The sequence below is a fragment of the Bifidobacterium sp. WK041_4_12 genome (assembly GCF_041080795.1).
Classification (GTDB): Bacteria; Actinomycetota; Actinomycetes; order Actinomycetales; family Bifidobacteriaceae; genus Bombiscardovia; species Bombiscardovia aquikefiricola.
In genome coordinates this window covers 1,878,007-1,901,206 of record NZ_CP129674.1, presented here as the reverse complement: position 1 = coordinate 1,901,206, position 23,200 = coordinate 1,878,007, and the positions used below count along the sequence as shown (strand labels likewise).

Annotated in this window: 13 protein-coding genes, 1 tRNA gene and 2 pseudogenes; 11 read left to right on the top strand and 5 right to left on the bottom strand. The window is 55.9% G+C overall.

Annotated elements, in window-relative coordinates; all coding sequences use genetic code 11:
* Nucleotides 1–45: 45 nt before the first annotated feature.
* From proB to rplA, 7 genes are all read left to right on the top strand, one after another.
* Nucleotides 46–1,179, top strand: coding sequence for a glutamate 5-kinase (proB, locus tag QN215_RS07995; protein WP_369343790.1), 1,134 nt, complete (start codon nt 46–48; stop codon nt 1,177–1,179).
* Between the two features lie 189 nt (nt 1,180–1,368).
* A complete protein-coding gene (locus QN215_RS07990) occupies nt 1,369–2,583 on the top strand; it encodes a pyridoxal phosphate-dependent aminotransferase (protein WP_369343789.1) in 1,215 nt (404 codons plus the stop codon).
* A 182-nt stretch (nt 2,584–2,765) separates the two neighbouring features.
* A tRNA-Trp gene (locus tag QN215_RS07985) sits at nt 2,766–2,838 on the top strand.
* A gap of 35 nt (nt 2,839–2,873) precedes the next feature.
* Nucleotides 2,874–3,104 carry a preprotein translocase subunit SecE gene (gene secE / locus QN215_RS07980; RefSeq protein ID WP_369343788.1) on the top strand — a complete coding sequence of 77 codons (231 nt, stop codon included), beginning with the start codon at nt 2,874–2,876 and terminating at the stop codon, nt 3,102–3,104.
* Between the two features lie 27 nt (nt 3,105–3,131).
* Nucleotides 3,132–4,127, top strand: a complete 996-nt coding sequence (gene nusG, locus QN215_RS07975) for a transcription termination/antitermination protein NusG (protein WP_369343787.1) — start codon at nt 3,132–3,134, stop codon at nt 4,125–4,127.
* A gap of 200 nt (nt 4,128–4,327) precedes the next feature.
* Nucleotides 4,328–4,759 (top strand): 50S ribosomal protein L11, encoded by a 432-nt coding sequence (gene rplK / locus QN215_RS07970; protein WP_094692578.1) that lies wholly within the window; start codon nt 4,328–4,330, stop codon nt 4,757–4,759.
* Between the two features lie 63 nt (nt 4,760–4,822).
* Nucleotides 4,823–5,515 carry a 50S ribosomal protein L1 gene (gene rplA, locus QN215_RS07965; RefSeq protein ID WP_369343786.1) on the top strand — a complete coding sequence of 231 codons (693 nt, stop codon included), beginning with the start codon at nt 4,823–4,825 and terminating at the stop codon, nt 5,513–5,515.
* A gap of 437 nt (nt 5,516–5,952) precedes the next feature.
* On the opposite strand, the gene QN215_RS07960 is transcribed toward rplA, so the two are convergent.
* From QN215_RS07960 to QN215_RS07940, 5 genes are all read right to left on the bottom strand, one after another.
* The gene (locus tag QN215_RS07960) at nt 5,953–7,557 is read right to left on the bottom strand and encodes a PucR family transcriptional regulator (protein ID WP_369343785.1); all 1,605 of its coding nucleotides are present in this window, start codon (nt 7,555–7,557) and stop codon (nt 5,953–5,955) included.
* Nucleotides 7,558–7,567: 10 nt separating this feature from the next.
* On the bottom strand, nt 7,568–9,670 hold the full coding sequence (locus QN215_RS07955) for a DUF6020 family protein (protein WP_369343784.1): 2,103 nt from the start codon (nt 9,668–9,670) through the stop codon (nt 7,568–7,570).
* A 49-nt stretch (nt 9,671–9,719) separates the two neighbouring features.
* The gene (locus tag QN215_RS07950; protein ID WP_369343783.1) at nt 9,720–10,325 is read right to left on the bottom strand and encodes an energy-coupling factor transporter transmembrane protein EcfT; all 606 of its coding nucleotides are present in this window, start codon (nt 10,323–10,325) and stop codon (nt 9,720–9,722) included.
* Nucleotides 10,322–11,077: an energy-coupling factor ABC transporter ATP-binding protein gene (locus QN215_RS07945; RefSeq protein WP_369343782.1), complete on the bottom strand. Its 756-nt coding sequence runs from the start codon at nt 11,075–11,077 to the stop codon at nt 10,322–10,324. Before QN215_RS07945 ends, QN215_RS07950 begins: the two co-directional genes overlap by 4 nt.
* Before the next feature lie 186 nt (nt 11,078–11,263).
* Nucleotides 11,264–11,857: a biotin transporter BioY gene (locus QN215_RS07940; RefSeq protein ID WP_369343781.1), complete on the bottom strand. Its 594-nt coding sequence runs from the start codon at nt 11,855–11,857 to the stop codon at nt 11,264–11,266.
* 293 nt (nt 11,858–12,150) lie between these two features.
* On the opposite strand from QN215_RS07940, the gene QN215_RS07935 reads away from it, so the two are divergent.
* From QN215_RS07935 to QN215_RS10095, 4 genes and pseudogenes are all read left to right on the top strand, one after another.
* Nucleotides 12,151–13,044, top strand: coding sequence for a biotin--[acetyl-CoA-carboxylase] ligase (locus tag QN215_RS07935; protein WP_369343780.1), 894 nt, complete (start codon nt 12,151–12,153; stop codon nt 13,042–13,044).
* Between the two features lie 166 nt (nt 13,045–13,210).
* The gene (locus tag QN215_RS07930) at nt 13,211–15,094 is read left to right on the top strand and encodes a biotin carboxylase N-terminal domain-containing protein (RefSeq protein ID WP_369343779.1); all 1,884 of its coding nucleotides are present in this window, start codon (nt 13,211–13,213) and stop codon (nt 15,092–15,094) included.
* A gap of 218 nt (nt 15,095–15,312) precedes the next feature.
* A pseudogene (locus QN215_RS07925) lies at nt 15,313–16,854 on the top strand (acyl-CoA carboxylase subunit beta); the annotation flags it as partial.
* Between the two features lie 159 nt (nt 16,855–17,013).
* Nucleotides 17,014–22,273, top strand: a pseudogene (locus QN215_RS10095) (fatty acid synthase subunit beta domain-containing protein); the annotation flags it as partial.
* Nucleotides 22,274–23,200 lie beyond the last annotated feature (927 nt).

Here is a 23,200-nt window from a genome sequence, read left to right as displayed (position 1 = left end):
CTGCGATTGTCGGCGTCAGACAGTAATTCGAGGAGGCTTTTGAGCATGACCACACCGTCCCAGGCGCAAGTGCGTTCGAGCGTGGCTCAGGCAAAAACCGTCGTGGTCAAGGTTGGTTCGAGTTCGCTTACGTCGTCAACGGGTCATCTCGATGTGGCAAGGCTGAATGCACTGGTTGCAGCGCTTGCCGAGGTTCGTCGGATGGGTGCGAATGTGGTGCTGGTTTCTTCCGGTGCCATCGCAGCCGGTTTCGGGCCGCTTGGCTTTGATGCCCGACCGGCCGATGTCACCACGCAGCAAGCCACGGCCTCCGTGGGACAGGGACTGCTGATGGCCCATTACGAGGCGGCGTTTGGAAGATATGGAATCCGTGTAGGTCAGATTCTGATTACGGCAGCTGACACCATCAGGTCCGTGCAATATCGCAATGCCCAGCGCACCTTGAAGCGTCTGCTTCAGCTTGGCGTGGTGCCAATCGTGAACGAAAACGACGCTCTGGCAAGCAATGAAATTCGTTTTGGCGACAATGATCGTCTTTCTGCTCTGATCGCCAACCTGGTTCGCGCCGATGCTCTGGTGTTGCTCACCGATGTTGATGGTCTCTATACCGCGCCCCCTTGCGAAGAGGGTGCCAAACGTTTGGATTATGTCCCTAACGTGGAAAAGATTCTGGACAAGATACGAGTTTCAGGTTCGGGTTCAGACTTAGGCACGGGTGGCATGGTCACCAAGCTTGAAGCGGCTCACGTCGCTGCAGCATCGGGCATTCCCACCGTGCTTACCAAGGCTGAGAACGCCGGACCTGCCATGTTGGGCGATCCGGTCGGCACCGCATTCGCGCCGATTCGTCACCGTGGCAGCTCGCGCAGACTGTGGATTGGCTATGCTGCCGCACCTCGTGGTGAACTCATCGTCGATGATGGTGCGGCACAGGCGGTGCGTGGCGGCAGGGCAAGTCTTCTTGCAGCGGGCGTCGTCGCCGTGGATCGAGAGTTTTCGGCTGGAGACCCTGTGTGGATATGCGACGAAGAGGGCAATCATCTAGCCAAGGGACTGTCTTCATTCGATTCCGAAGAGATCGCCCAGATGCTCGGCAAGAATACATCAGAACTCAAGCATGAATTCGGTGCCGAATACGCGCATCCGCTCGTTCATCGCGATAATCTCGTGCTGGTATGAGTCAATCAAGCCACGATTGCGAGTTTTGCGACAATTGCGAAGTATCAACCACTACAAACGGTGAAATGTGGGCCTCAAAACCAATGATTTTAGGTGGTTATACTCCACAATTGTCGCAAAACTCGAAGTGTCGAAGTTTGGAGTCGGATTTGAGGGTGAATTTCTAGTCGGCGGGCTACAGTGTGAGGCATGACCGCACAAGCATGGCAAACTCTGAGCAATCGCATTCAAAACGTTGCGCCGAGCGCAACATTGGCAGTTGATACCAAGGCAAAGGCAATGAAAGCCGACGGGATTGACATCATAGGCTTTGGCGCGGGGGAACCTAATTTCCCGACCCCACAATATATAGTCGATGCCGCTGCTCAGGCATGTCAGGATCCAAGGAATCACCGGTACACGCCAACCGCAGGTCTTCCTGAACTGCGAGCGGCTATCGCCAAGAAAACCGAACGCGATTCGGGATATGCCGTTGACCCTGTGCAGGTTGTGGTGACCAATGGCGGTAAGCAGGCGGTGTATGAGACACTGCAGGTGCTGATCAATCCAGGCGATGAGGTTATCGTTCCTGCCCCGTATTGGACAAGCTACCCCGAGATGATCAAGCTGGCGGGCGGCAAGCCGGTCAGCGTTCTTGCATCAGTCGATGATGGTTTCGTGCCAACGGTCGCACAGCTTGAGGCCGCTCGCACTGAGAAGACCAAGGCGATTATCGTCAATTCGCCATCCAACCCCTGCGGTTCGGTCTGGGATGCGAAAACGACCCGTGACATAGCTCATTGGGCCATCGAGCATCATATATGGATTCTTTCAGACGAAATATATGAGCACCTGACCTATGGCAATACCGTGACATGCCATATTGGTGCGGAAGTCCCCGAATGTCGCGAACAGCTCATCGTTCTCAACGGTGTCGCCAAAACCTTCGCCATGACCGGTTGGCGAGTCGGCTGGCTCATTGCACCGCAGTACTTCGCACAGGCAGTCTCCAAACTCCAGGGGCATCTGAGTTCCAATGTGTCGGATGTGAGCCAGCGCGCTGCATTGGCTGCAGTCTCGGGCGATCTAAGCGCCGTCGCAAGCATGCGTTCGGCTTTTGACATTCGGCGGCAGCATATCGAATCGATGCTCAATGAGATTCCAGGTGTGTTTTGCCCGAACCCAACGGGAGCATTCTACGCTTTCTGCAATGTGACAGGTCTGCTGAACAAGCCTCACGGCCCGCATGCAGCCGTCGCACGCTCCTCAGCCGATCTTGCAGGCTTGCTTCTCGAAGAGGCGCATATTGCCGCCGTGCCCGGCGAGGCCTTCGGCGCGCAAGGTTATCTGAGATTCTCGTACGCGCTTGACGACAAGGATCTGATCGAAGGCATCAGACGGTTCAAGGCTTGGGCTGAGGCCTGAAACATCAACCGCCCTCCTTGCCGGGTCAGGTGCCGATTCGCAATGCAAAATCAGGAAACTTCGCAGCGGACGCGATGTCAAGTGGACGAAATGCATTTTGAACGCTAAACTGTCGATTTGGCGGTTTTGCCCAACGAGACGAAAATCTCCAGCGAGGTGAGTAGTATGGGCAAAGTTCACTTAGGGAAGTGGCGCAATTGGTAGCGCAACGGTCTCCAAAACCGTAGGTTGTGGGTTCGAGTCCCGCCTTCCCTGCAAAGTAAGTCGATAATTGCGAACGAAGGACAGATATGGCGAAGTCACAACGGTCTGGAGATCAGGACCCAAAGCCCAACTTCTTCATGCGCATTGGCCAGTTCATCAAGCAGATCATTGACGAGTTGCGCAAGGTTGTGACACCGACACGCAAGGATTTGTTGCTGTGGTCTGTTGCCGTATTCGTCTTCGTGCTGATTCTCATGGTGTTCGTAACTGTTATGGATATAGGGCTTGGTAAGCTCGTGCTTTTGGTATTCGGCTGAGATCAATCTCATAAAGGTGATATTTGAATGACTGATGAACAAGAAAACATCGATAACGAGGCTCCGGTTGCCGACGAGGCATTGAATGATGCTCGGCAATTCGAGAACGGTCTAGCTACCGATAAGGAACCGTTGGAAGGGGATCCAGCAGTTTCTACCGATCAGCCTCAGGAGCAGGTCGATGAACTTCCCAAGACAACGGACGACGATAATCCCGCCAGCGATGTGACTTCCGGCACAACCGCCGATCTGTCAGTCAATCCGCACACGGAGGCCGTTGCTGAGTCAGCAGATGATCCAATGATCGATACTACTGCCGAAGCGGAACCTGCTACCACGCCTTCCGAGAATGCGGCGGATGCTGAACCAGCCGATGACTCTGCTGAAGAGGCCGATGAAGAGGGAGACGCAGGGGAGCGGGCCGTCAAGGCTTTCTCCAAGCAACTGCGCACGCTCGAAGGTAAATGGTATGTGCTGCATACCTATTCAGGCTATGAGAAGCGCGTCAAAGCCAACATTGAATCCCGAGTGACTTCCTTCGGTTTGGAAGACAAGATTTTCCAGGTCGAGATTCCTATGGAAGAGGTCGAGAAGCATACCGACAAAGGCAAGAAGATCGTCACCCGCGTCCGCATTCCCGGATATGTGCTTATTCGCATGTGGCCTGACGAGGATGCGCGCCGCATCGTTCGCGAAACCGAAGCCGTGACCGGCTTTGTTGGCCCATCGCGTGAGCCTGCGCCGTTGTCACGTAAAGAGGTCGTCAACATGATGGCTCCGATGATTGCGTCCGAGGCTCTTAAGGAATCGGGCGACAAGCCTGCGGCAGCCAAGAAGCGCAAAGTTGAGGTTTCCTTCGCGGCTGGCGATCAGGTTACCGTCACCGAGGGTCCATTCTCGACGATGCCTGCCGTTGTCTCCGAAGTTGAGCCAGCCACCCAGAAGCTTACGGTGTTGGTCTCCATCTTCGGCAGAGATACGCCGGTCGAGCTTGGTTTCGACCAGGTCGAGAAGATTTCCTGATTCGATTGCTCTGAAGCTTTTCAGACGGACGCAAGGCATGCACCTTGCGTCCGTTTTTCATAGCTTGCGTTTGTCGGGTACTGCATGCATACTTGATAAGTTGCTCTGAGCCTCTTTTGGCTCAACAAGAAATACAGGTAAGTTGCGGGAGGAACCTGACCGTTCCGTTAGAACCGCTTTACAGAAAGAAGAACCGGAATATGGCTCCTAAGAAGAAAGTCTCTGCGCTTATCAAGCTCGAGATTCAGGCCGGCAAAGCCAATCCTGCTCCACCGCTGGGCCCAGCACTGGGTTCACATGGCGTGAACATCATGGACTTCTGCAAGGCATATAACGATGCCACCAAAGACAAGATGGGCCAGGTTGTTCCTGTCGAAATCACGGTCTTTGAAGATCGCACCTTCACCTTCGTGCTCAAGACCCCACCGGCTGCTGACCTGCTTCGCAAGGCCGCAGGCGTTGACAAGGGTGCAGCAAACCCTCTGACGACCAAGGTTGGCTCAGTGACCAAGGCACAGGTTCGTGAAATTGCAGAAACCAAGATGGCTGATCTCTCGGCTCGCGATGTTGAAGCCGGAATGAAGATCATCGAAGGTTCCGCACGCTCAATGGGCATCACGGTTACCGACTGAAACATTCGTTCAAGCGGTAGGGCCGCGCTAGCCCGCACCGCGACTGCTGAATAGGAGAAGCAGATGGCAAAGCGTTCTAAAAAATACCGCGAGGCGGCCGAAAAGGTCGATCGCGACAATCTCTACACTGCGAACGAGGCAATTGCTCTGCTGAAGAGCCTGCCAAAGCGCGGTTTTGACGAGACCGTCGAGGCTGTGTACCGTCTCAGCGTCGACCCTCGCAAGGCCGACCAGTTGGTTCGTGGAACTGTAAATCTTCCTCACGGAACCGGCAAGACCGCCAAGGTCATCGTCTTTGCTCGTGGCCCACAGGCCACTGCAGCGACCGAAGCTGGAGCCGATGAAGTTGGAGATGACGAGCTGATCGCCAAGGTTTCCGACGGATACCTTGATTTCGATGCAGTCGTTGCAACCCCAGACATGATGGGCAAGGTCGGCCGTCTCGGCCGTGTGCTCGGACCTCGTGGTCTGATGCCAAACCCAAAGACCGGCACCGTCACCATGGATGTCGCCAAGGCTGTTACCGACATCAAGGGCGGCAAGATTGAGTTCCGTGTTGACAAGCACGGCAACTTGAGCTTCCTGGTCGGCAAGCTTTCCTTCGCGGAAGGCGATTTGGACGAGAACTTCAAGGCAGTTGCCGACGAAGTCAAGCGTTTGAAGCCAAGCACCGTCAAAGGCCGTTACATCACCAAGGCCACGATCACCTCAACGATGGGCCCAGGAATTCCTCTGGATCCAGCAATCCTGTCGTGATAACCCTGTCGTGATAACGCAGTATTCGTAACTCTGATGCCCAGCGCCAACCCGCTGGGCATCACTGTTTTATGGGTCTGATACAGCGCGCGGACATCCCTTGGGAGAGCCCTTGATACTTGTTATGAGTCGCACTTTCGTGAGAAGTGTGCTGAGCTGATTGGTCGTCGTCTGATTGTGCTGTGCCTGCCCATCAACGGACACATACAGTGCAAGCGGTATATCAACATGCCTCCATGAAATATGCAAAACCTTGAAGCTGCAGCCCGACCAAGCTAGACACTGCGCTCATTGTGAACTCTTCAAAGTATAGAGGCTCTCAACAGGGCCATTTTTCGCCCACAATGATGTGATATCGGTCCGCTGAAGGCTTGTCTACTTTTCCAAGTTCACAATTAACGCTCTCACACCAATCTTCTTCGAAAGAGGCAGTGTATTTACTCTTGAGAGGTGTGTGAGGTGTTAGCGTTGCGCGCGTCAATGATAAGGCCAATCTTCACGGCGGTGAGCAGTACATAAGCTTCGCGAGGATTCATAGGATCCCATCCTGTGATTTCGATGGAACGTTTCAATCGATAGCGTACGGTGTTGGGATGCACGTTGAGTTCACGGGCCGTTATTTCCAAGGAACTGCCGGAAAGCAGGAAGGTCTGCAAGGTATTGAGCAGAGGGTTCTCGCTGTCGTCGCTGCGCAAGGTCTTATAAATGCTGGTATAGAGCTCATTGCGGGCTTCGTCATCGCCAAACAGTGCACGTTCGGGGAGTGCATCGTCGGCACGCAGTGGCCGGGGGATGCCGTGTGCCATATCCATGCCGACCAGTGCGGGCGTGGCTGCGACGGTATTCAGCGAAGCACGGATGGTCTCAGAAGCGCCTTCGATATGTGAGCGAAGCGGTCCCAGACATACTGGACTGTCATCAAAATATCGAAGCAGCGGCTCGCAGAGCTCTTCGGGTGAGCCGTGGCCGCGAGGGTCGATAAGCGTTATGAGCATTTCGTCATGGCTTGACATCATGCATTCTGCGCCGTGCCCTCGAATCAGGCTGCGCATGCGGCGCTGCGTCACGCCGGAACCCATTTCGCTGGTATCGGCAAGTCGCCCGATAACGGCGAAGCAATGGTAGTCCACAGGCCATCCCAGCATGCTCATGCGGGCCACAACCTGATGGTCGATGACGCCATCGATCAGATCCTCGATGGTAAGCGTTTCTATGCGGGCATCCCAATCGCCTCGCGCTTCGGCGGATGTGGCATAGACCGATGCCGCAGAAAATGCGACCTCACGGGCATAGTAGAGCATGCCGTTGCGGATTTCCTGCTCGTTGCCCTCTTCGGCGAAACCCTCTACATTGCGTTCAAGAATATCGACGATGAAGCGCGTGACCTCAAGCGCCTGATGCAGGCTGATAGCCTTGGTGAATTCTAGGGGAGCGACGAAGAAGATGTGATCGGTCGAAGGACGCGGTCCTGTCGCCGAATCGGGGGACTTGCGGTATTGCGCCATCCATGCGATGAAATCCGCGACGGCCGTTCGAATGATGAGCGTCAGAAGGTTCTTGTCGGTAGCGCTCAGATTCTTGTACCAGTCCAGATCATGATCGAGGTGGCTCAGGGCTTTGCTCAGTGCCTGTTCAACCTCTTGGGGAAGTCTTGGCTGCGCATCATGCTTCGTTTTGAGTCGAAGGTCATTGGCAGCCTTTTCAACCTTCTGCGCATCGTCTGCAACGGTGACGGCATTCATGCCAGAAAACTGTGCGTCCTCGGTTTGTTCCATTGCCTGAATGTCGATGTCGGCGCGCTTTTCGGCGCGCTTACCCGTCCGCTCGCCCGCGCGTTTGCCAGTAGCCTTGGGATTCTTGGATTCTTTGGTTTCCTTGGCAGCACTATGCGCAGAGTTCGAGGATTTCTTCGAATCGCGTGCATTCTCCTCATCACCGCGTTGCCCTGATCTGCGCAATTCAGGATTGAATAGTGCAGCGGCGTCACGGGCGACCTTTGCCAGGGTATTGCCGCTGGAACGTGATGATTTTGGCCTACTCATAGTGACCAGCTTAGTGAGTGTGACTGATGCGCAACGCTGCTGCGGTGGTTTCCACACTGAGTCTGCCATCCCTTGCGGTCCGCAGAGCGTCAGAGCTTGCAGCGTCATCCCTAGCTGCCAGTGCCTGTGTGTCTTTGACGAAAGCGAGTGTCAGGAAGCCGAAGACAAAGACCAGAGGCAGAATATGACGGTCATAGTTATTGGCCGGTGCGAAAACCATCACACCTATCAGCACCAGCAGTGTGGTCTGGTACGAAAGCGCGCGGAAGCGTTTGAGCGCGAATTCAATGCAGATAAGCAGCAATGAGAGCACCAGCCAGAAGTTTCCATTGGTCAGCCATCCAAGCACCGGAGTCCTGCCCCAGACAAAGGCGAAGCCCGCGACCTTATCACGCCACGTATGCGACCAATTCTTGATCCAGGTGCTTGAGTCCTGGACGTATCCATTGTTGACGTAGTAGTTCATCGACACGTAGGGCACGTCAGTCACGTCGAAATATCCATAGCATTCCGCCATGAAGGCATCGATGTACAGCACCGGATTCTTCATGCCGATGGCAAGCCATGCGCTGTTGAACTGAGTCATGTCCGCTGCGGTGACCGTTCGCCATTTGTATACGGTGAGCTTGTGTGTGCCGCCCGACGATTTCACCGGATCGGCATCGTTCGGGTTATATCGCAAGGCCATGGTGTCGAGATCAAGGATTGGTTCGAGCTGCTGGCGCGCCTGAGCGGGAATGTTCGCAGGATCTCGCTGTGCAACGCGGGCTATTTGCTGTAGCTGAATGCCTTTCGCCTCGATGGGGTCGCCCTGGATCACGGCTCCTGCAGAGACCAGACTCATCAGCAAGGCTTCGAATGCGATAACGGGAACCAGCATGCAGAGCACATAGCTCTTCCAATGACGGCGGTCAGCAAGCAGCGAGAGAACAAGCTGAACGACAACGACATACACGCCATATTTCACCGTGCTCAGCATCAGCAGTGAACTGACTGCCAGTTCGATCTTCAGAGAGCGTGGTATGCGTGCCGTTGCCGTTGACGATATGTTGCCATTCGCAGGCTTTGCGTTGGCATCGCTGCCATGCAAGGAACGTCGTAACGGGGTCGCGCGGTAGAAAGCGTAGAGAGTGCCAATCCACCATACGAAGGAATAGGCGAATGCGGGCGACTTGGTGATTGAAATCGTGCTGAAAACACTGATTGGGGTCAGCAGGAACAGCGCGATGATGGCGAGTCTGGGGCCTGCCGATGCCGAGAATCGCGGGGATGCTGCGTGCGTGCTGCCCGTTCGCATTCCATGATTAAAGAATCGATTCGCCGTTGATGCGCAGCAGAATGCGGCGAAAAGCATCTGCATGGCAGCCAGCGCGACGATGCCCGCATCGTCTGATCCACTCAGCTTTCGCAATACTGCAACTACTGCCCCATAGAACAGGGTGAGCAGATAGTTATGCTGATCGGTGAGATAGGTAGGATTCTTTGGCCACAGATAGTGTGCTGTCGGATAGATGTCCATTTGCGTGAAGCCTTGGAGATACGGCAGTTTCACGCCGCGCAGGTTCGCCCACCACAGGTTGAATTCATTGATTTGCGAGTGGATGTCAGCGCCGTATGCCGCGAGCAGCGTCACGTCAGCCCACAGCCAGCCGATTACGAAAACGAGGAAAAGACGTCGACGGTTCGATGTGAAGCGCATGATCCACGGTGTGAGCTTCGACCATCCTCGCGAGACGGCACGCAGCGCGAGACGAGTTGGACGACGACAGAGCAACGATGCTCGCAGTCGTGATGCCAGTGGTGATATCAGCTTCGGGTGCGAAGAAGTCTGACCTTGGGCTTCGGCCGTCGAAGCGGAATAATTCACCGTGCCTTGATATGCGCAAGCCCAGCGCATGACGGCGATGACAATTCCCAAGGTGATGGCAAGAGTGGCGATGAAGATCAGCGCATTCACCCACGAATATGATGTTATTGAGGCATTCGCCCTATAGATTGGCCCCACTGAGGTGCACAGTGCGATCCACATGCAGACCAGCGTTATGCAAACCCAACGCAGAATGCTCAGAATGGAACGAGGATGTGATTTCGAATCATGTCGTGAGTTACTCATCGTCCATGATTGTAGTACCTGGCCTGACTGCGGCGTCAGGCATCCGGCATCATATTCCTCGGGCATCGAGAGAATCGGCAAGCTCGTCGGCCTGCTTGAGCACCAAAACCATCAGCGGGACGGCCCAGGCCTGAATGCCGAGGATGATGCCAGTACGCACGCCACGAGCCTGGCTTGCTTCGCGAACGGTTTTCATCGATGCGGAGATAATCGGAATCACGCTGATTCCCAAAGAAACGGCAACGCCGATGCGGTCGGTGTTCACACCGAAACGTCGACATGGTTGCAGTATCCGCACCACGCTTCCAAAGATTTCAGAGAGCGGGGTGGTCAGCGTCATCAATGCGGCGAACAGCACCATGACCGTGATACGCGCGGTGGTGAAGGCGGTCGCCTGAATCGGGGTGAACCAGACCTGAGCTATAAAGGTGAATGCGATAATCCAGCGACAAATCCACAGCTGCTTGGCGAACACGCGCCAACCCAGTTCGCTGAGGCAATAGAGCAGTGCGCATGCGGCTGCCAGCACTCCCAGGATCCACAAGGGGAGTTCAGGGTAGGCCAGAATGGCGCAGATGACGAAAATCAAGAGCATCTTCCAACCGGCGGGGCAGCGATGCAAGAGGCTGTGGCCGGGAACGTACATGGCGATCATGCGTTACCTCCCAGCCGCGTGCCCGGCATGTCGGCACTGATGCGTGAGCAGTATCTTCGATAGTCTTCGATAACCTTGCCGCTTTCATCGATTTCAACTATCTGACCGTTGTGGAAATGCATGGCAAGCTCGCAATGGGATGCCAGTTCAAGATCGTGCGTGGCAATCAGCGTTGGCCGGTTGCGGTTGTTGAGCAGCATGTGTGAGATGCGTTCTGCATTCGGTAGATCGAGCATGGTCGTAGGTTCGTCGGCGAGCAGCATATGAGGTTCTCGTATCAGGATTCCCGCCAGTGCGAGCATCTGCTTCTGACCGCCAGACAGCGAATGCGCCGGCTGATTGGCGAATTGTGAGAGATGCAGTTCTGCGAGCTGCTCTTTCACTCTTTCCTCTTTTTCCTCGTGGCTCATGGCTGCTCCATGCAATGAAAAAGCCACGTCTTCGGCAACGGTGGGCATGATGATCTGTGTATCGGGATTAGTGAAGACGAAGCCGATCTTTGTGTGGAGTTCCTTGGCCTTGCGTGATGGGTCAAGTCCCAGCACCTGCAAGTCTCCCGATGTCCTGCGCTCCAAGCCGTCAATAAGGCGAAGGAAGGTCGATTTTCCCGATCCGTTCGTTCCTAAAATCGCAATGCTCGCCCCGCTCAGCTCGCATGAGACATTATCGAGTATCAAGCGCTCGCCAACGCGATAGGTGAGCGCATTCGTGTGCACGGATGTGCTGTTGTGTTCGAAATCTGGCGTTACCATCTTCACGATGCTCACTTTGCTGGTTAAAGTCGGTGGTTTAGGAATGAGATTGCGAGTTTTGCGACAATGTTGAAGTACCAACGCTGAAAACGTTGAAATATCGTCACCAAATTCAATGAAAATGGACCCTTATACTTGGAAAAGGCAACAAAACTCGCAATCTCGTTATTTTTTATCGGAATTCGATCATTGTGCAAGGAGCTTTTCTGGAAATGCCGCTGGATAAGCCTTCCACAGCGCAGAAGAGATAAGCGTTGCGACAATGATTTTCACGATATCGCCCGGAATGAAGATGAGCGCGCTGTATGCTGCGGTCTGAAGCGGCTGATTGATGACGAGCGCCGTGACTGGAATGCCAAAAATGTATGGAATCAGCATGCCACCTGCAAGGCAGGCCAGAGCGGTTTTCCATGCGCTGAGCTTTTTCCCGCTATGTGCGATAAGGCCGATGACGAACGCTCCAATGACGAATCCGAGCAGATAGCCGGAGGCAGGACCAACGAAATCAGCCAAACCGCCAGTGCCACCGAGCAAAGGCAGTCCGAGAGCCGTCAGTGCAAGCAGCAAAATGACCGACAACGCACCAAGCCATGGTCCAAGAACGACTCCTGTCAGCATGATTCCCAGATTTTCCAGAGTGATCGGAACGGGACCAACGGCAATCCGCACGAAGCTCATCGCAGAAATCACAGCGGCGAACACTGCAACCTTTGCCAGGCTTTTGTTATCAAAAATTCTGGAACGTTCCTCAGAAGATGCTTCCTTTGTCGATGTATTCAATCCCTTGCCCTCCTGTTCATGGTCGCCTCGCGGAGCCCTACATCCACGGGGCTATCCACAGGGCGGATTATTGGCTTCATTAAGCCAGCCAGCTGCGCACAGCCAACGCTGCGGCAACCGAATGGTCATCATCCTAGATTTCGGCACTTTCCAGATTTTTGTGGAATCATACAAAATCACGCCTCTCGATTTGTAGCCTAGGGGCTGTTGCAACCCCATAGTCTGTTGATACTTTGGAAAACATGCCCTATCAAGACTGTAACTGGCCAATTTCAGCCCCTGAAACAGAGAAAGTGGCATCAACCGTAAAGCTGCTTGACAGCGTTGATTCAACCAACTCATTGATTGCCCGTGCAGTTGCAGCAAGCGAATTCACGAATGCATCCGATTGCGTGGAACACCTGTTTGAACGATCTGAATCAGAAACGCAGAACTTCGACGCTGAAGACGACCGCAGATTGCCCATCAGCATAGCCATTTCGGACATGCAGACCAAATGCCGAGGCAGGCAGGGTCGCACCTGGTTCAATAAGCCCGGCGAATCATTGCTCAGCTCATGGGCAGTGCCGGTGAACCGAGAACTGCTTGATGCACGCTTCTCAGGCTGGCTCACGACGCTCTGCGGGCTTGCGCTGATCGATGCGCTTGACGAGGTTGCCCACAGGCACGATTTGCAGGCATTGAACCCAGACAATCAATTCATGCTGAAATGGCCTAACGACGTGTTCTGCCAAGGACGCAAGCTGGCGGGAATCCTGAGCGAAATGATTCCGTGCGATACGAATTCTGCGGTGCTGGTCATCGGCATAGGCATGAACCTGTTCGTCGCCCAAGAAGACCTTCCGATAGACATGTCCACATCACTGCAATTGCAGTACTCACCATTGCCCCCATACGCCGAGCTTCGTGATGAAATCGTCTGCACCACCACGCGTCATCTTCGCAAGGAATTCAGTAGCTTCATGAGCGATCCTGCTGAGGCCGTACCCCGGCTGTTGGAACGAGTCAGGCAGCGCAGCTGGACGCTTGGCAAGCAGGTTCAGGCACATCTGGCCGCAGACAAGCTGCTGATCGGTCGGGCGCTTTCCATCAACGATGATGCCTCGCTTACCATTCTGGGACATGATGGCCGTCGCCACGAGGTCACGACAGCCGATGTCGGGGTGCTCTCCAATGCAAGCGCCTAACAGTGTGAAGGTGGGAATGTGTGAAGGTGGGAAGCGGCAACGTGCATGACGCAACCAACGATCATGCGTCAGCATCACGTTCATGCCGGTCCGTGTGCCGCAGCACTGCGGGAAATCATCATATGCAAAGTTTGTCAAGCTGCACAGGCAGTGAAGAAAGGATGTCATGAAGAAGCTGTTGATCGCGAATCGCGGTGAGATTGCCCTTCGAGTGGTGCGAACAGCACAGGAGATGGGAATCGAAACGGTTGCAGTCTATGCCGAGCAGGATCGCAATGCGCCCTACACGCAGATGGCGGACGAAGCATATCTGCTGCCGGGCGACACCAATCTGCAGACCTATCTGAATGAAGATCTGATTGTCGACGTCGCCAAGCGTGCAGGAGCTGACGCCTTGCACCCGGGATATGGCTTCCTTTCGGAATTCCCAACCTTCGCACGCAAGGTCATCGACGCGGGCATCACCTGGGTAGGCCCTTCGCCGCATGTGTTGGAAGAACTCGGCGACAAGATCACGGCATGCAAGGTTGCCGAACGAGCCAAGGTTCCAGTCGTGCCTGGTATCGCAGAACCCGTAAGCGATATGCGGGTGCTGCTCGACTTCGCGAACCAGAACGGCTATCCGGTCATGATGAAGAAAGCCGATGGCGGTGGCGGCAGAGGCATCACCCCCATCCACAACGATGACGAGCTGCGCGCCTTCTACATGAATCACGATGCTCTTCAGGGCGGCGATCTGGGAGACTACTTCATCGAGAAGTTCGTTGACAAGGCTCGCCATGTCGAAACGCAGTCAGGACGCGACTCCCACGGCAACTTCACGGTGTACTCCACCCGTGACTGCTCGGTGCAGCGCAGAAACCAGAAGCTTGTCGAAGAGGCACCGGCCCCATTCCTGAGCGACGACGTCAAATCCCAGCTTGAAGGTTTCTCGCATCGTCTGTTCGAAACGGCCGGATACGTGGGCTTGGGCACCTGCGAGTTTCTGGTCAGCCGAGGCAAGGTCTACTTCATGGAAGTGAACCCTCGTCTACAGGTCGAACACACCGTGAGCGAACAGGTCTGCGGACTCGATCTGGTTCGTGAACAGCTTGATATCGCTGACGGCGCTTCACTGACCAAAGCTCCCGAACCACGCGGCCACAGCTTCGAGCTGCGCATCACCAGCGAGGATCCAGCGACCAATCTGACACCAAGCTCGGGCACGCTTGAGGCGATCACCTGGCCAACCGGTCCGGGCATCCGCATCGATTCTGGTGTTGAGGTTGGCGATACCGTTTCACCCAAGGACGATTCCATGATGGGCAAGGTCATTATCACAGCCCAGGATCGACTCAGAGCAGTCGCACGAGCACGTCGAGCATTACGAGAAATGAGCATCGAAGGCGTGCCGACACCGGCAACGCTATTCCAGAAGATTTTTACGAATCCAGAGTTTACGGCAGAAGACCACAGCTTCGACGTCACCACCAAATGGCTCGAACGCAACTATCTGAACGTCGAACCCAAGACGACCACAACCGGTCAGCCAGCTTCAATGTCTGCCCCTGAAAGCAATGGTGGAGAAGCAGGTAGCGACGCGGCCGGCGAGGATCGTACAAGCGTCGAAACCTTCACCATCGAGGTGGATGACAAGCGCGTCAAGCTTGCACTCCCCGAAGGCATGTTCGCAGGCATGGAAGTAGGTGGGGCAAGTTCCCGAGGCGCTCGCAGAGCAACGCAGCCGCTTCGAGGTCAAGGGCTGCACGATGTGACCAAGCAGTCGGCCAGCCAGAATCAGCAGGGAGCCGGCGTTATCGTCGCCACAATGCAGGCGGTAGTCACCCGTATCAATGTCGCGGAAGGTCAGCAGGTCGAGAAGGGTGATCTGATGGTGGTCCTTGAATCCATGAAGATGGAGAACTACGTGTACGCGCCAGCCAAGGGTGTAGTTTCAAAGATCATGGTCAGCGTTGCCGATGGCGTGGATCCGGGTGAAACCTTGGTCAAGCTTGATATCGCCAAGTCAGAGGATTCGCAGAATTCAGGCAAGCAAGGAGGTGAAGCATGACCGACATTGTGAGCGCAATCGAAGAACGAATCCTTCGCAGAACTTCGAAGAGCAAGGCCGATGCTTTGGCCGATGTTTCAGGTGATGCCCGAGACGGCAAGTCTCAAAGCAAGCCCAATAAGGCCGATGCGGCCGCAGCGGTGGAAGCTATCAAACGAGAAACCGCGCAGGCTGCCGTAGAGCAGATTTCGAACGGCGACAGCAAGGCTCAGATCAAGCAACCCGTTCGCGATGCCATCATCAAGGCGGCTCAGCTCGCACGGGAAGCCGAAACGACGGCACGCAAGCGGCAGCACGGCAAGGGCAAGCACACGGCCCGCGAACGTCTCGACCTGCTGTTTGACGCCGACACCTTCGAAGAGATGGGACGCTTTTCAGGCGGCAACATCAACAAAGGCAAGGCCGGTTCTGCCGTCGTGACCGGTTTCGGCAAAATCTATGGACGCATGGTGGGCGTGTACGCGCAGGACTTTTCCGTGCGTGGCGGCACGATAGGCCAGGCCGAAGGGCTGAAGATCTGCCATCTGCTGGATATGGCAATGCAGATGAAGGTCCCGGTTGTGGCCCTTATCGATTCCGGTGGCGCCCGCATTCAGGAGGGCGTTGCGGCATTGACTCAATACGGTCATATCTTCCGCAAAACCTGCCAGGCAAGTGGCTTCATTCCGCAGATTTCCGTCATTCTTGGACCCTGTGCTGGTGGTGCCGTGTATTGCCCGGCACTGACCGATCTGATCATCATGACGAAAGAGAATTCCAACATGTTCGTCACAGGGCCGGACGTGGTCAAGGCTGCGACTGGTGAAACGATCAGCATGGATGAGCTCGGTGGCGGCTACGTTCACAATGCGCAATCGGGAGTCGCCCACTATCTTGGCGAGGACGAGGCCGATGCCATCGATTACACGCGCACGGTGCTGGCTTACCTGCCGTCGAACAGCGACGAAAAGGCTCCCACCTATGCCTACGCATCCGGTCATGCCGAGCATGAAGCCGCGAAGCGCTTGAAAACCATCGTCCCTGCGAACGACCGTCAGCCTTACGATGTGCTCGAAGTGATTCGCGCCATCGTGGATTACGGCGAATTCGTGCAGGTTCAGGAGCTGTTTGCCCAGTCAGCAGTAGTGGGCTTTGCCTGCATATCAGGCAAGCCGGTCGGAATCGTCGCCAATCAGCCGAATGTGCGCGCTGGCATTCTTGATGTGGATGCGTCCGAGAAGGTTGCCCGCTTTGTGCGCCTGTGTGACGCGTTCAATCTGCCAGTCGTTACCCTTGTTGACGTTCCGGGATATAAGCCGGGCAGCGATCAGGAGCATGCGGGCATCATTCGTCGCGGTGCCAAGGTCATCTACGCCTATGCGAACGCACAGGTTCCGATGGTCACCGTCATCCTGCGCAAGGCATTCGGCGGCGCCTACATCGTCATGGGATCGAAATCCATCGGTGCCGACATGAATTTTGCATGGCCGACATCGCAGATAGCCGTACTCGGGCCTACGGGAGCGGTCAACATCATTCATCGCAAGGATCTGCAGAAAGCCAAGGAGGCGGGGCAGGATGTCGAAGCTCTGCGCAGCAAGCTGGCTGATGAATATGAGGCAAGCACGGTGAATGCCAATCTTTCGCTTGAAATGGGAGAGATTGACGCGATGATCGATCCAGAGCAGACGCGGGAGGTCATCGAGGAATCGCTTGCCATGCTCGCATCCAAGCGCCGCGTCTCGCATAGCGACAAGCATCACGGGAACCAACCATTGTAACCGTGTTAACGCGAACGCGCAGCGACATCGCAAGCAGCAAAACCGCTGACATCGCAACCAGCAGTACCTATGACACCACAATCTAAGACAGCAATACACGCAACAGTAAGAAACAGAACGTTTCAACATGTGCAGCACACAAGAAGGCAAAGGAACACTATGACAAGCAGTACATTCTTCCTCAATCGTCTGAGCAGCGAACCGCATGCCGTTATTTTCGGCGGGCAGTCCACGCCATGGACGACTGCTTTGGCAGAATTGACCACCGACCCCACGCTTGAGACCGGTCTCAAGGATCATGTGAAGGCGGCGGAACGGCTTCTGTTCCCTGTCTATTCGTCACTCATGGCCACCAATGGTCGTCCGCTTGACATCTTTGGCTTCAAGACGAACACGGCAAAGCTAGGAGCCGCAGCCGACGCATCGGCAAGCGTTCCAGGAATTGCCCTGACCCAGCTTGGTGCCATGCTTGATGCGGCAAATCTTGGCTACGACATTGCAACCGCGAAGGCAACGGCAGTGCTCGGACATTCACAAGGTGTTATCGCCGCTCACATGGTGCAGCAGATTGTCGCCGCAGGCTCGATCAACGCTGCAACAGCAGGAATCGATGAGATTCTTGCCATCGCCATGCTGATCGGTGCAGCGGGAACGCGCAAGACCCGTCAGATTTCCTTGATTTCCCATGGTGAATCGACGCCGATGCTTTCAGTCAAGGGAGCCACGCGCAAGCAAGTCGAAACCTTGATTGCCCGTGTCGCTGAACCACGCGGACCCATCGTCATTGCCGTGTCGAATGCGCCGACGCACCAGGTTCTTTCGGGCTATCCCAGCGACCTCGAAGCTTTCGCCGTAGAGGTTGGCAAGGAGCATCGCCATCAGGCAAAGCTTCGCGAAGAGAAGATTCGCGGAGGAGCCGTTTTCAACCCTGTTCTTGAATATCTTGAGGTTACGCTTCCATTCCATTCACCGCTGATGAAGGAAGCCGTCGAAATGACGGTTGACTGGGCGCAGCAGTGCGGCCTTGATGCTGCGCGCACGCGCACCCTGGCTCAGGAAGTGCTGGTCACCCCGGTTGACTGGGTGGGCGAGGTCGATGCCCTGCTCAAAGACACGGATCCAACCAAGCTGTGGATCGTGGACTTTGGACCAGGAACAACCCTTGGCAAGATCACCACACCACTGCTTCAGGGCAGTGGCGCAGGCATCGTCGAAGCGGCAACAGCCGCCAGCCGCGCCAAGCTCGCGACGCTGGAGACTTCGCCAGAACGCACCCAGGACTGGAAGCGCTTTGCGCCAAGCATCATCAGCACTCCTGCAGGCGATAAGATTCGCACCAAGTTCAGCGAGCTCACCGGCAAGCCACCGGTGCTGCTCGCAGGCATGACTCCAACCACCGTTGAGCCTGAAATCGTTGCGGCAGCAGCGAATGCAGGGTATTGGACCGAGCTTGCCGGTGGCGGTCAGGTCACCTCTGAAGTCTTCGACGGCCATGTTGCCAAGCTAGAGAAAGAGCTGCAAGAGGGTCGTACCATACAGTTCAACGCCATGTTCATGGATCGCTATCTGTGGAATCTGCATTTCGGCACGCAGAAGATCGTTCCCAAGAAGCGTGCATCCGGCATGCCCTGCGATGGTGTCGTCATCTCTGCGGGCATTCCTGAATTGGATGAAGCCAAGGAGCTCATTGCATCGCTTCAGGCCGACGGCTTCCCCTTCGTATGCTTCAAGCCGGGAACGGTCGATCAGATTCATCAGGTCGTTCGCATCGCACAGGCTGTCGCGCCCACCAAGGTACTGATTCAGATAGAAGGCGGAGCCGCAGGCGGACACCATTCATGGGAATCGCTTGACGATCTGCTGATCAACACCTACGCCGAGGTTCGCTCATGCGACAATCTGGTGCTCGTCACCGGTGGCGGCATCGGCACGCCTGAACGCGCTGCCGATTACATTTCAGGCGAGTGGGCACACGCCTACGGACTGCGCGACATGCCGGTGGACGGCGTGTTGGTGGGCACCGCAGCAATGACGGCGAAGGAAGCCCATACCAGCCCTCAGGTCAAGCAGATGCTGGTGGATACGCCAGGAATCACCGACAACACGCCGGATGCTGACCCATTCGCGCCAATCGGTGAGAAGTGGGTGCCAAGCGGCAAGGCCGTGGGAGGCGTCACATCAGGCTTAAGCCACCTGCATGCCGATATTTACGAGCTTGAAAACTCTTCCGCTCGCTGCGGCCGTCTGCTCGTTCGCCTGATGAAGCATCCAGAAGAACTCGAATCACGCCGCGAAGAGATCATCAAGGCCTTGGACGAAACAGCCAAGCCATACTTCGGCGACCTTGACTCGATGACCTATGAGCAGTGGGCAGAACGCTTTGTCGAACTTGCCTACCCATGGGCTGACGGCACCTATGCCGACCGCTTCCTGCATCTGCTCAAGCGCATCGAGGCTCGTGTCTGCAAGCAGGAGAGTGGCGAATTCGTCTCGCTCTTCCCAGATCGCGCCAGCATAGCCGACCCGCATGCGGCAATCGAGCAATTGAAGAAGGAATATCCGCAGGTCAGCGACATTCGCGTCACGCCAACCGACGTTGCCTGGTTCCCCGTTCTGGTCCGCGAATATCCCAAGCCCATGCCATTCGTGCCGGTCATCGACAACGATCTGCTGCGTTGGTGGGGTCAGGATCAGCTCTGGCAGTCCGAAGATTCACGCTATAGCGCCGATTCTGTCCGAATCATTCCCGGACCAATCTCCGTGGGAGGCATCACCACCAAGGATGAGCCGGTTGCACACATTTTGGGGCGTTTTGAGGATGCATCGATCCAGCGCGTCAAGCACAACGCCGGTGGAAAAACCACCAAGGCCTTCTCTGAGCTTGCCAGTTCCGCAACGCCTGAAGAGTTCATCCGCCGCAGCCCGCATATTTCCTGGGTCGGCCATCTGATGGACAATCCTGCATTCGGCACCGAAATCGGAGATCCCTACTACGAAATCGTTCCCGTTGCAGACACGAAGGCGGATGCCGACTCAACCCGCCAGCTCTTTGACCTTGACATTCATCTCGATACCTTCTGGGACAACGATCCTGACCGTGGCGTAAGCAAGCATGCCGTGCGCCACATCGTCATCCCTCTGGTCGTTGACGGTGCACAGTCCGGTCTCTTCCCCGTCGTTGACCGTGATCGCCTGCCGAAGCATGTCTATCAGATGCTTGCAGCGACCGCAGGCATCGGCAACACCAGCATCACCGGTGACAAGCTCACCGCCATGCCTGAAATCGAGCCGAACGCCGACAAGGAAGCCTATCCATTCGGCATCGCCCACACCAGCTACACCTTCGCTGAAAATCTTGGCTTCGACCATGAGTCCGCAACCGCAGGAACCCTGCCCAACGGTCTGGTCGCTTCGAAGATCACCCCAGATGCGCTTGTCGGACCAGCATGGCCCGCAATCTATGCGGCATTGGGTTCGGTATACATCGACGGATTCCCCATCATCGAAGGCCTGCTGAACGCCGTGCATCTGGATCATTTGATTCGCATGGACGTCAACGAGCAGGAGCTACTCAGTCACTCCGGTGAGACGATTGCGCTCACCAGCTGGGCAGAACAATACACAGAGTCGGTCTCAGGCCGTGTGGTCACGATTCATGTCATTCACACCGCTCAGGATGGTACGGTTCTCGCTCATGAAACCGAACGCTTCGCCATTCGCGGACGTGCCTACAGCTCTGAACTTCCGCAGGAGGCACCTGACTTCGGTGGCATAACCGACGAAGTGCTTGACACTCCACGCCGTCTGCTGCGCAGAGTCAAGGTCGTCGCTCCTTCGAACATGACGGCATTCGCGCGTACTTCCGGCGATTTCAACCCGATTCACACCTCGGCACGCGGTGCTGCGGTATCCGGTTTGAAAGCTCCGCTGGTGCACGGCATGTGGCTTTCCGCAACAGCCCAGCATGTCGCTCAGGCATTCGACGACAACGGTCTCCACTGTGAAATCGTCGGCTGGACCTACAACATGTACGGCATGGTGCAGTTGAACGATACGGTCGAAATCTCTGTCGAACGCGTCGGCAAGGTTTCGCACGGTGGCATGGTCCTTGAGGTCACGAGCCGCATCGACGGTCAGCTTGTTTCACGCGGCACGGCAATCACCAGAGCAGTCCGTTCTGCATTCGTCTACCCAGGTCAGGGCATTCAGAAGCAGGGCATGGTGCTCGATGAACGTGCCAAATCCGTTGCAGCCCGCGAAACATGGGAGCGTGCAGATGCGCTGACTCGCAAGAAGCTTGGATTCTCGATTCTTGCTGTCGTGCGTGATAATCCCAAGCAGCTTACGGCCAACGGCGTCACCTATCGTCATCCAGACGGTCTGCTGAACCTGACGCAGTTCACGCAGGTTGCGCTCGCCACCGTCGCCTTTGCACAGACTGCCCGTCTGCGAGAGGCTGGCTCTGACATTTGGCCCGCATACTTCGCCGGTCATTCACTCGGTGAATACAATGCCTTGAGTTCCTTTGCTGGCATTATCCCATTGGAAACGGTGCTGGAATTGGTCTTCCACCGTGGTTCCACGATGCATCATCTGATTGACCGCGATGCTTTCGGACGTTCCAACTACCGCATGGGAGCGTTGCGTCCGAACCAGTTTGGCGTCGATGACGCTCATGTCAAGTCATACATCGAGGAAGTCAGCAAGCAGTGCGGCGAATTCCTGGAAATCGTGAATTACAATCTTGCGGGCCAGCAGTATGCCATCGCTGGAACCATCGCAGGCTTGAAATATTTGCAGGCGGATGCTTCGCATAGAGCCAAGGAATACGGTGGTAAGCCGCCGTTCATGCTCGTTCCGGGAATCGATGTGCCATTCCATTCCACGCTGCTTCGCAAGGGCGTGCCTGAATTCAGGGACAAGCTTGACGCTCTGCTGCCACAGCATATCGACTATGAGCGTCTCGTGGATCGTTACATTCCTAATCTCGTTGCTGCTCCGTTTGAAATGACGAAGGAGTTTGCTGCGAAGATTCTTGAGGTCGTTCCTTCGACACGCATCAAGGCTGCTCTTGACGATGATGCCGTATGGAATTCCTATGCCGAGGACGAGCAGAAGCTCGGTCGTCTGCTGCTGACCGAGTTGCTGTCGTGGCAGTTCGCTTCGCCTGTGCGCTGGATTGAAACGCAGGCCGTGCTCTTCGCTTCGCGCGCTCAGGGCGGTCTCGGTGTTGAGGAATACGTTGAGGTCGGTTTGGGCAATGCTCCAACGCTCGCCAACCTTGGTGCGAAAACCCTGCGTCTGCCGGAATTCTCCGGTCGCCACGTCACCGTGTACAACGTTGGTCGTGATGAAGGCCGCGTGTACATGACCGATTCCGATTCGCTCGTTGCCGACGATGAATCGATGGATGCTGCTCAGGAAATTTCTGCAGAGTCCAAGGGTGCAGCACCGGCAGCTCCTGCCGCCGTAGCACCTGCTGCACAGGCTGCACAAGCTCCTGCCGCCGCTGCCCAGTCCGCAACCCCTGCAGCGCCGGCTCCTGCCGCTGCTTCAGGCGAACGCCCTGCCGACATCGCATTCAAGGCATCCGATGCCATTGCCGCATTGCTCGCTTACTCAGGCAAGCTTCGCCCAGATCAGATTGGCGACAGTGACACCACCGATACCTTGACGAACGGTGTGTCTTCCAGGCGTAACCAGCTGTTGATGGATATCAGCTCCGAACTTGGCGTGGCAAGCGTCGATGGCGCTGCCGATGCCAATATCGCTGCGCTGAACGCCTTGGTGAACAAGGTTGCTCCGAATTACAAGGCATTCGGACCGGTTCTGGGAGAAATCGTTCGAGACCGTCTGCGTGCCATGTTCGGTGCCGCAGGTGTCAAGGTTCCTCAGATCGAGAAGCGCGTAACCGATGTCTGGCAACTGGGAGCTGGCTGGGCGTATGCCACGGTTGTGGCTCTGGTGCTGGAAACCCGTGAGGGTGCTTCCGCTCGTGGCGGTGATTTGGCTTCACTGCCAACCGAAGCTGTGGCAAACCTTGCAGCTGCGAATGCAATCGTCGATCAGGCGGTGCAGAAGGTTGCTCAGCAGCATGGCATTGCTGTGAGCCTGCCGAGTGCAGGTGGTGCCGCTGGTGGTTCGGTTGTCGATTCCGCAGCGCTTGATGCCTTTGCGCAGAAGGTCACCGGTTCCGATGGCGTGCTCGCGCAGACCGCTCGCTTCGTGCTCAACCAGATTGGTGCATCGCAGCCGCTTCCCCAGGAGACTGAGGACGATAACGCTGCCGTGGTCGCCACGGTCGAGGCAGAGCTGGGTGCCGACTGGCCGCAGCAGGTCGAGCCTC

What these genes read in the sequence shown, in the direction of transcription:
- QN215_RS07950 (WP_369343783.1), bottom strand. Translation starts at nt 10,325, where the DNA reads ATGATCGCCATGTACGTTCCCGGCCACAGCCTCTTGCATCGCTGCCCC.
- QN215_RS07930 (WP_369343779.1), top strand. Translation starts at nt 13,211, where the DNA reads ATGAAGAAGCTGTTGATCGCGAATCGCGGTGAGATTGCCCTTCGAGTG.
- QN215_RS07960 (WP_369343785.1), bottom strand. Translation starts at nt 7,557, where the DNA reads ATGAGTAGGCCAAAATCATCACGTTCCAGCGGCAATACCCTGGCAAAG.
- QN215_RS07945 (WP_369343782.1), bottom strand. Translation starts at nt 11,077, where the DNA reads ATGGTAACGCCAGATTTCGAACACAACAGCACATCCGTGCACACGAAT.
- QN215_RS07955 (WP_369343784.1), bottom strand. Translation starts at nt 9,670, where the DNA reads ATGAGTAACTCACGACATGATTCGAAATCACATCCTCGTTCCATTCTG.
- rplK (WP_094692578.1), top strand. Translation starts at nt 4,328, where the DNA reads ATGGCTCCTAAGAAGAAAGTCTCTGCGCTTATCAAGCTCGAGATTCAG.
- nusG (WP_369343787.1), top strand. Translation starts at nt 3,132, where the DNA reads ATGACTGATGAACAAGAAAACATCGATAACGAGGCTCCGGTTGCCGAC.
- proB (WP_369343790.1), top strand. Translation starts at nt 46, where the DNA reads ATGACCACACCGTCCCAGGCGCAAGTGCGTTCGAGCGTGGCTCAGGCA.
- rplA (WP_369343786.1), top strand. Translation starts at nt 4,823, where the DNA reads ATGGCAAAGCGTTCTAAAAAATACCGCGAGGCGGCCGAAAAGGTCGAT.
- QN215_RS07990 (WP_369343789.1), top strand. Translation starts at nt 1,369, where the DNA reads ATGACCGCACAAGCATGGCAAACTCTGAGCAATCGCATTCAAAACGTT.
- secE (WP_369343788.1), top strand. Translation starts at nt 2,874, where the DNA reads ATGGCGAAGTCACAACGGTCTGGAGATCAGGACCCAAAGCCCAACTTC.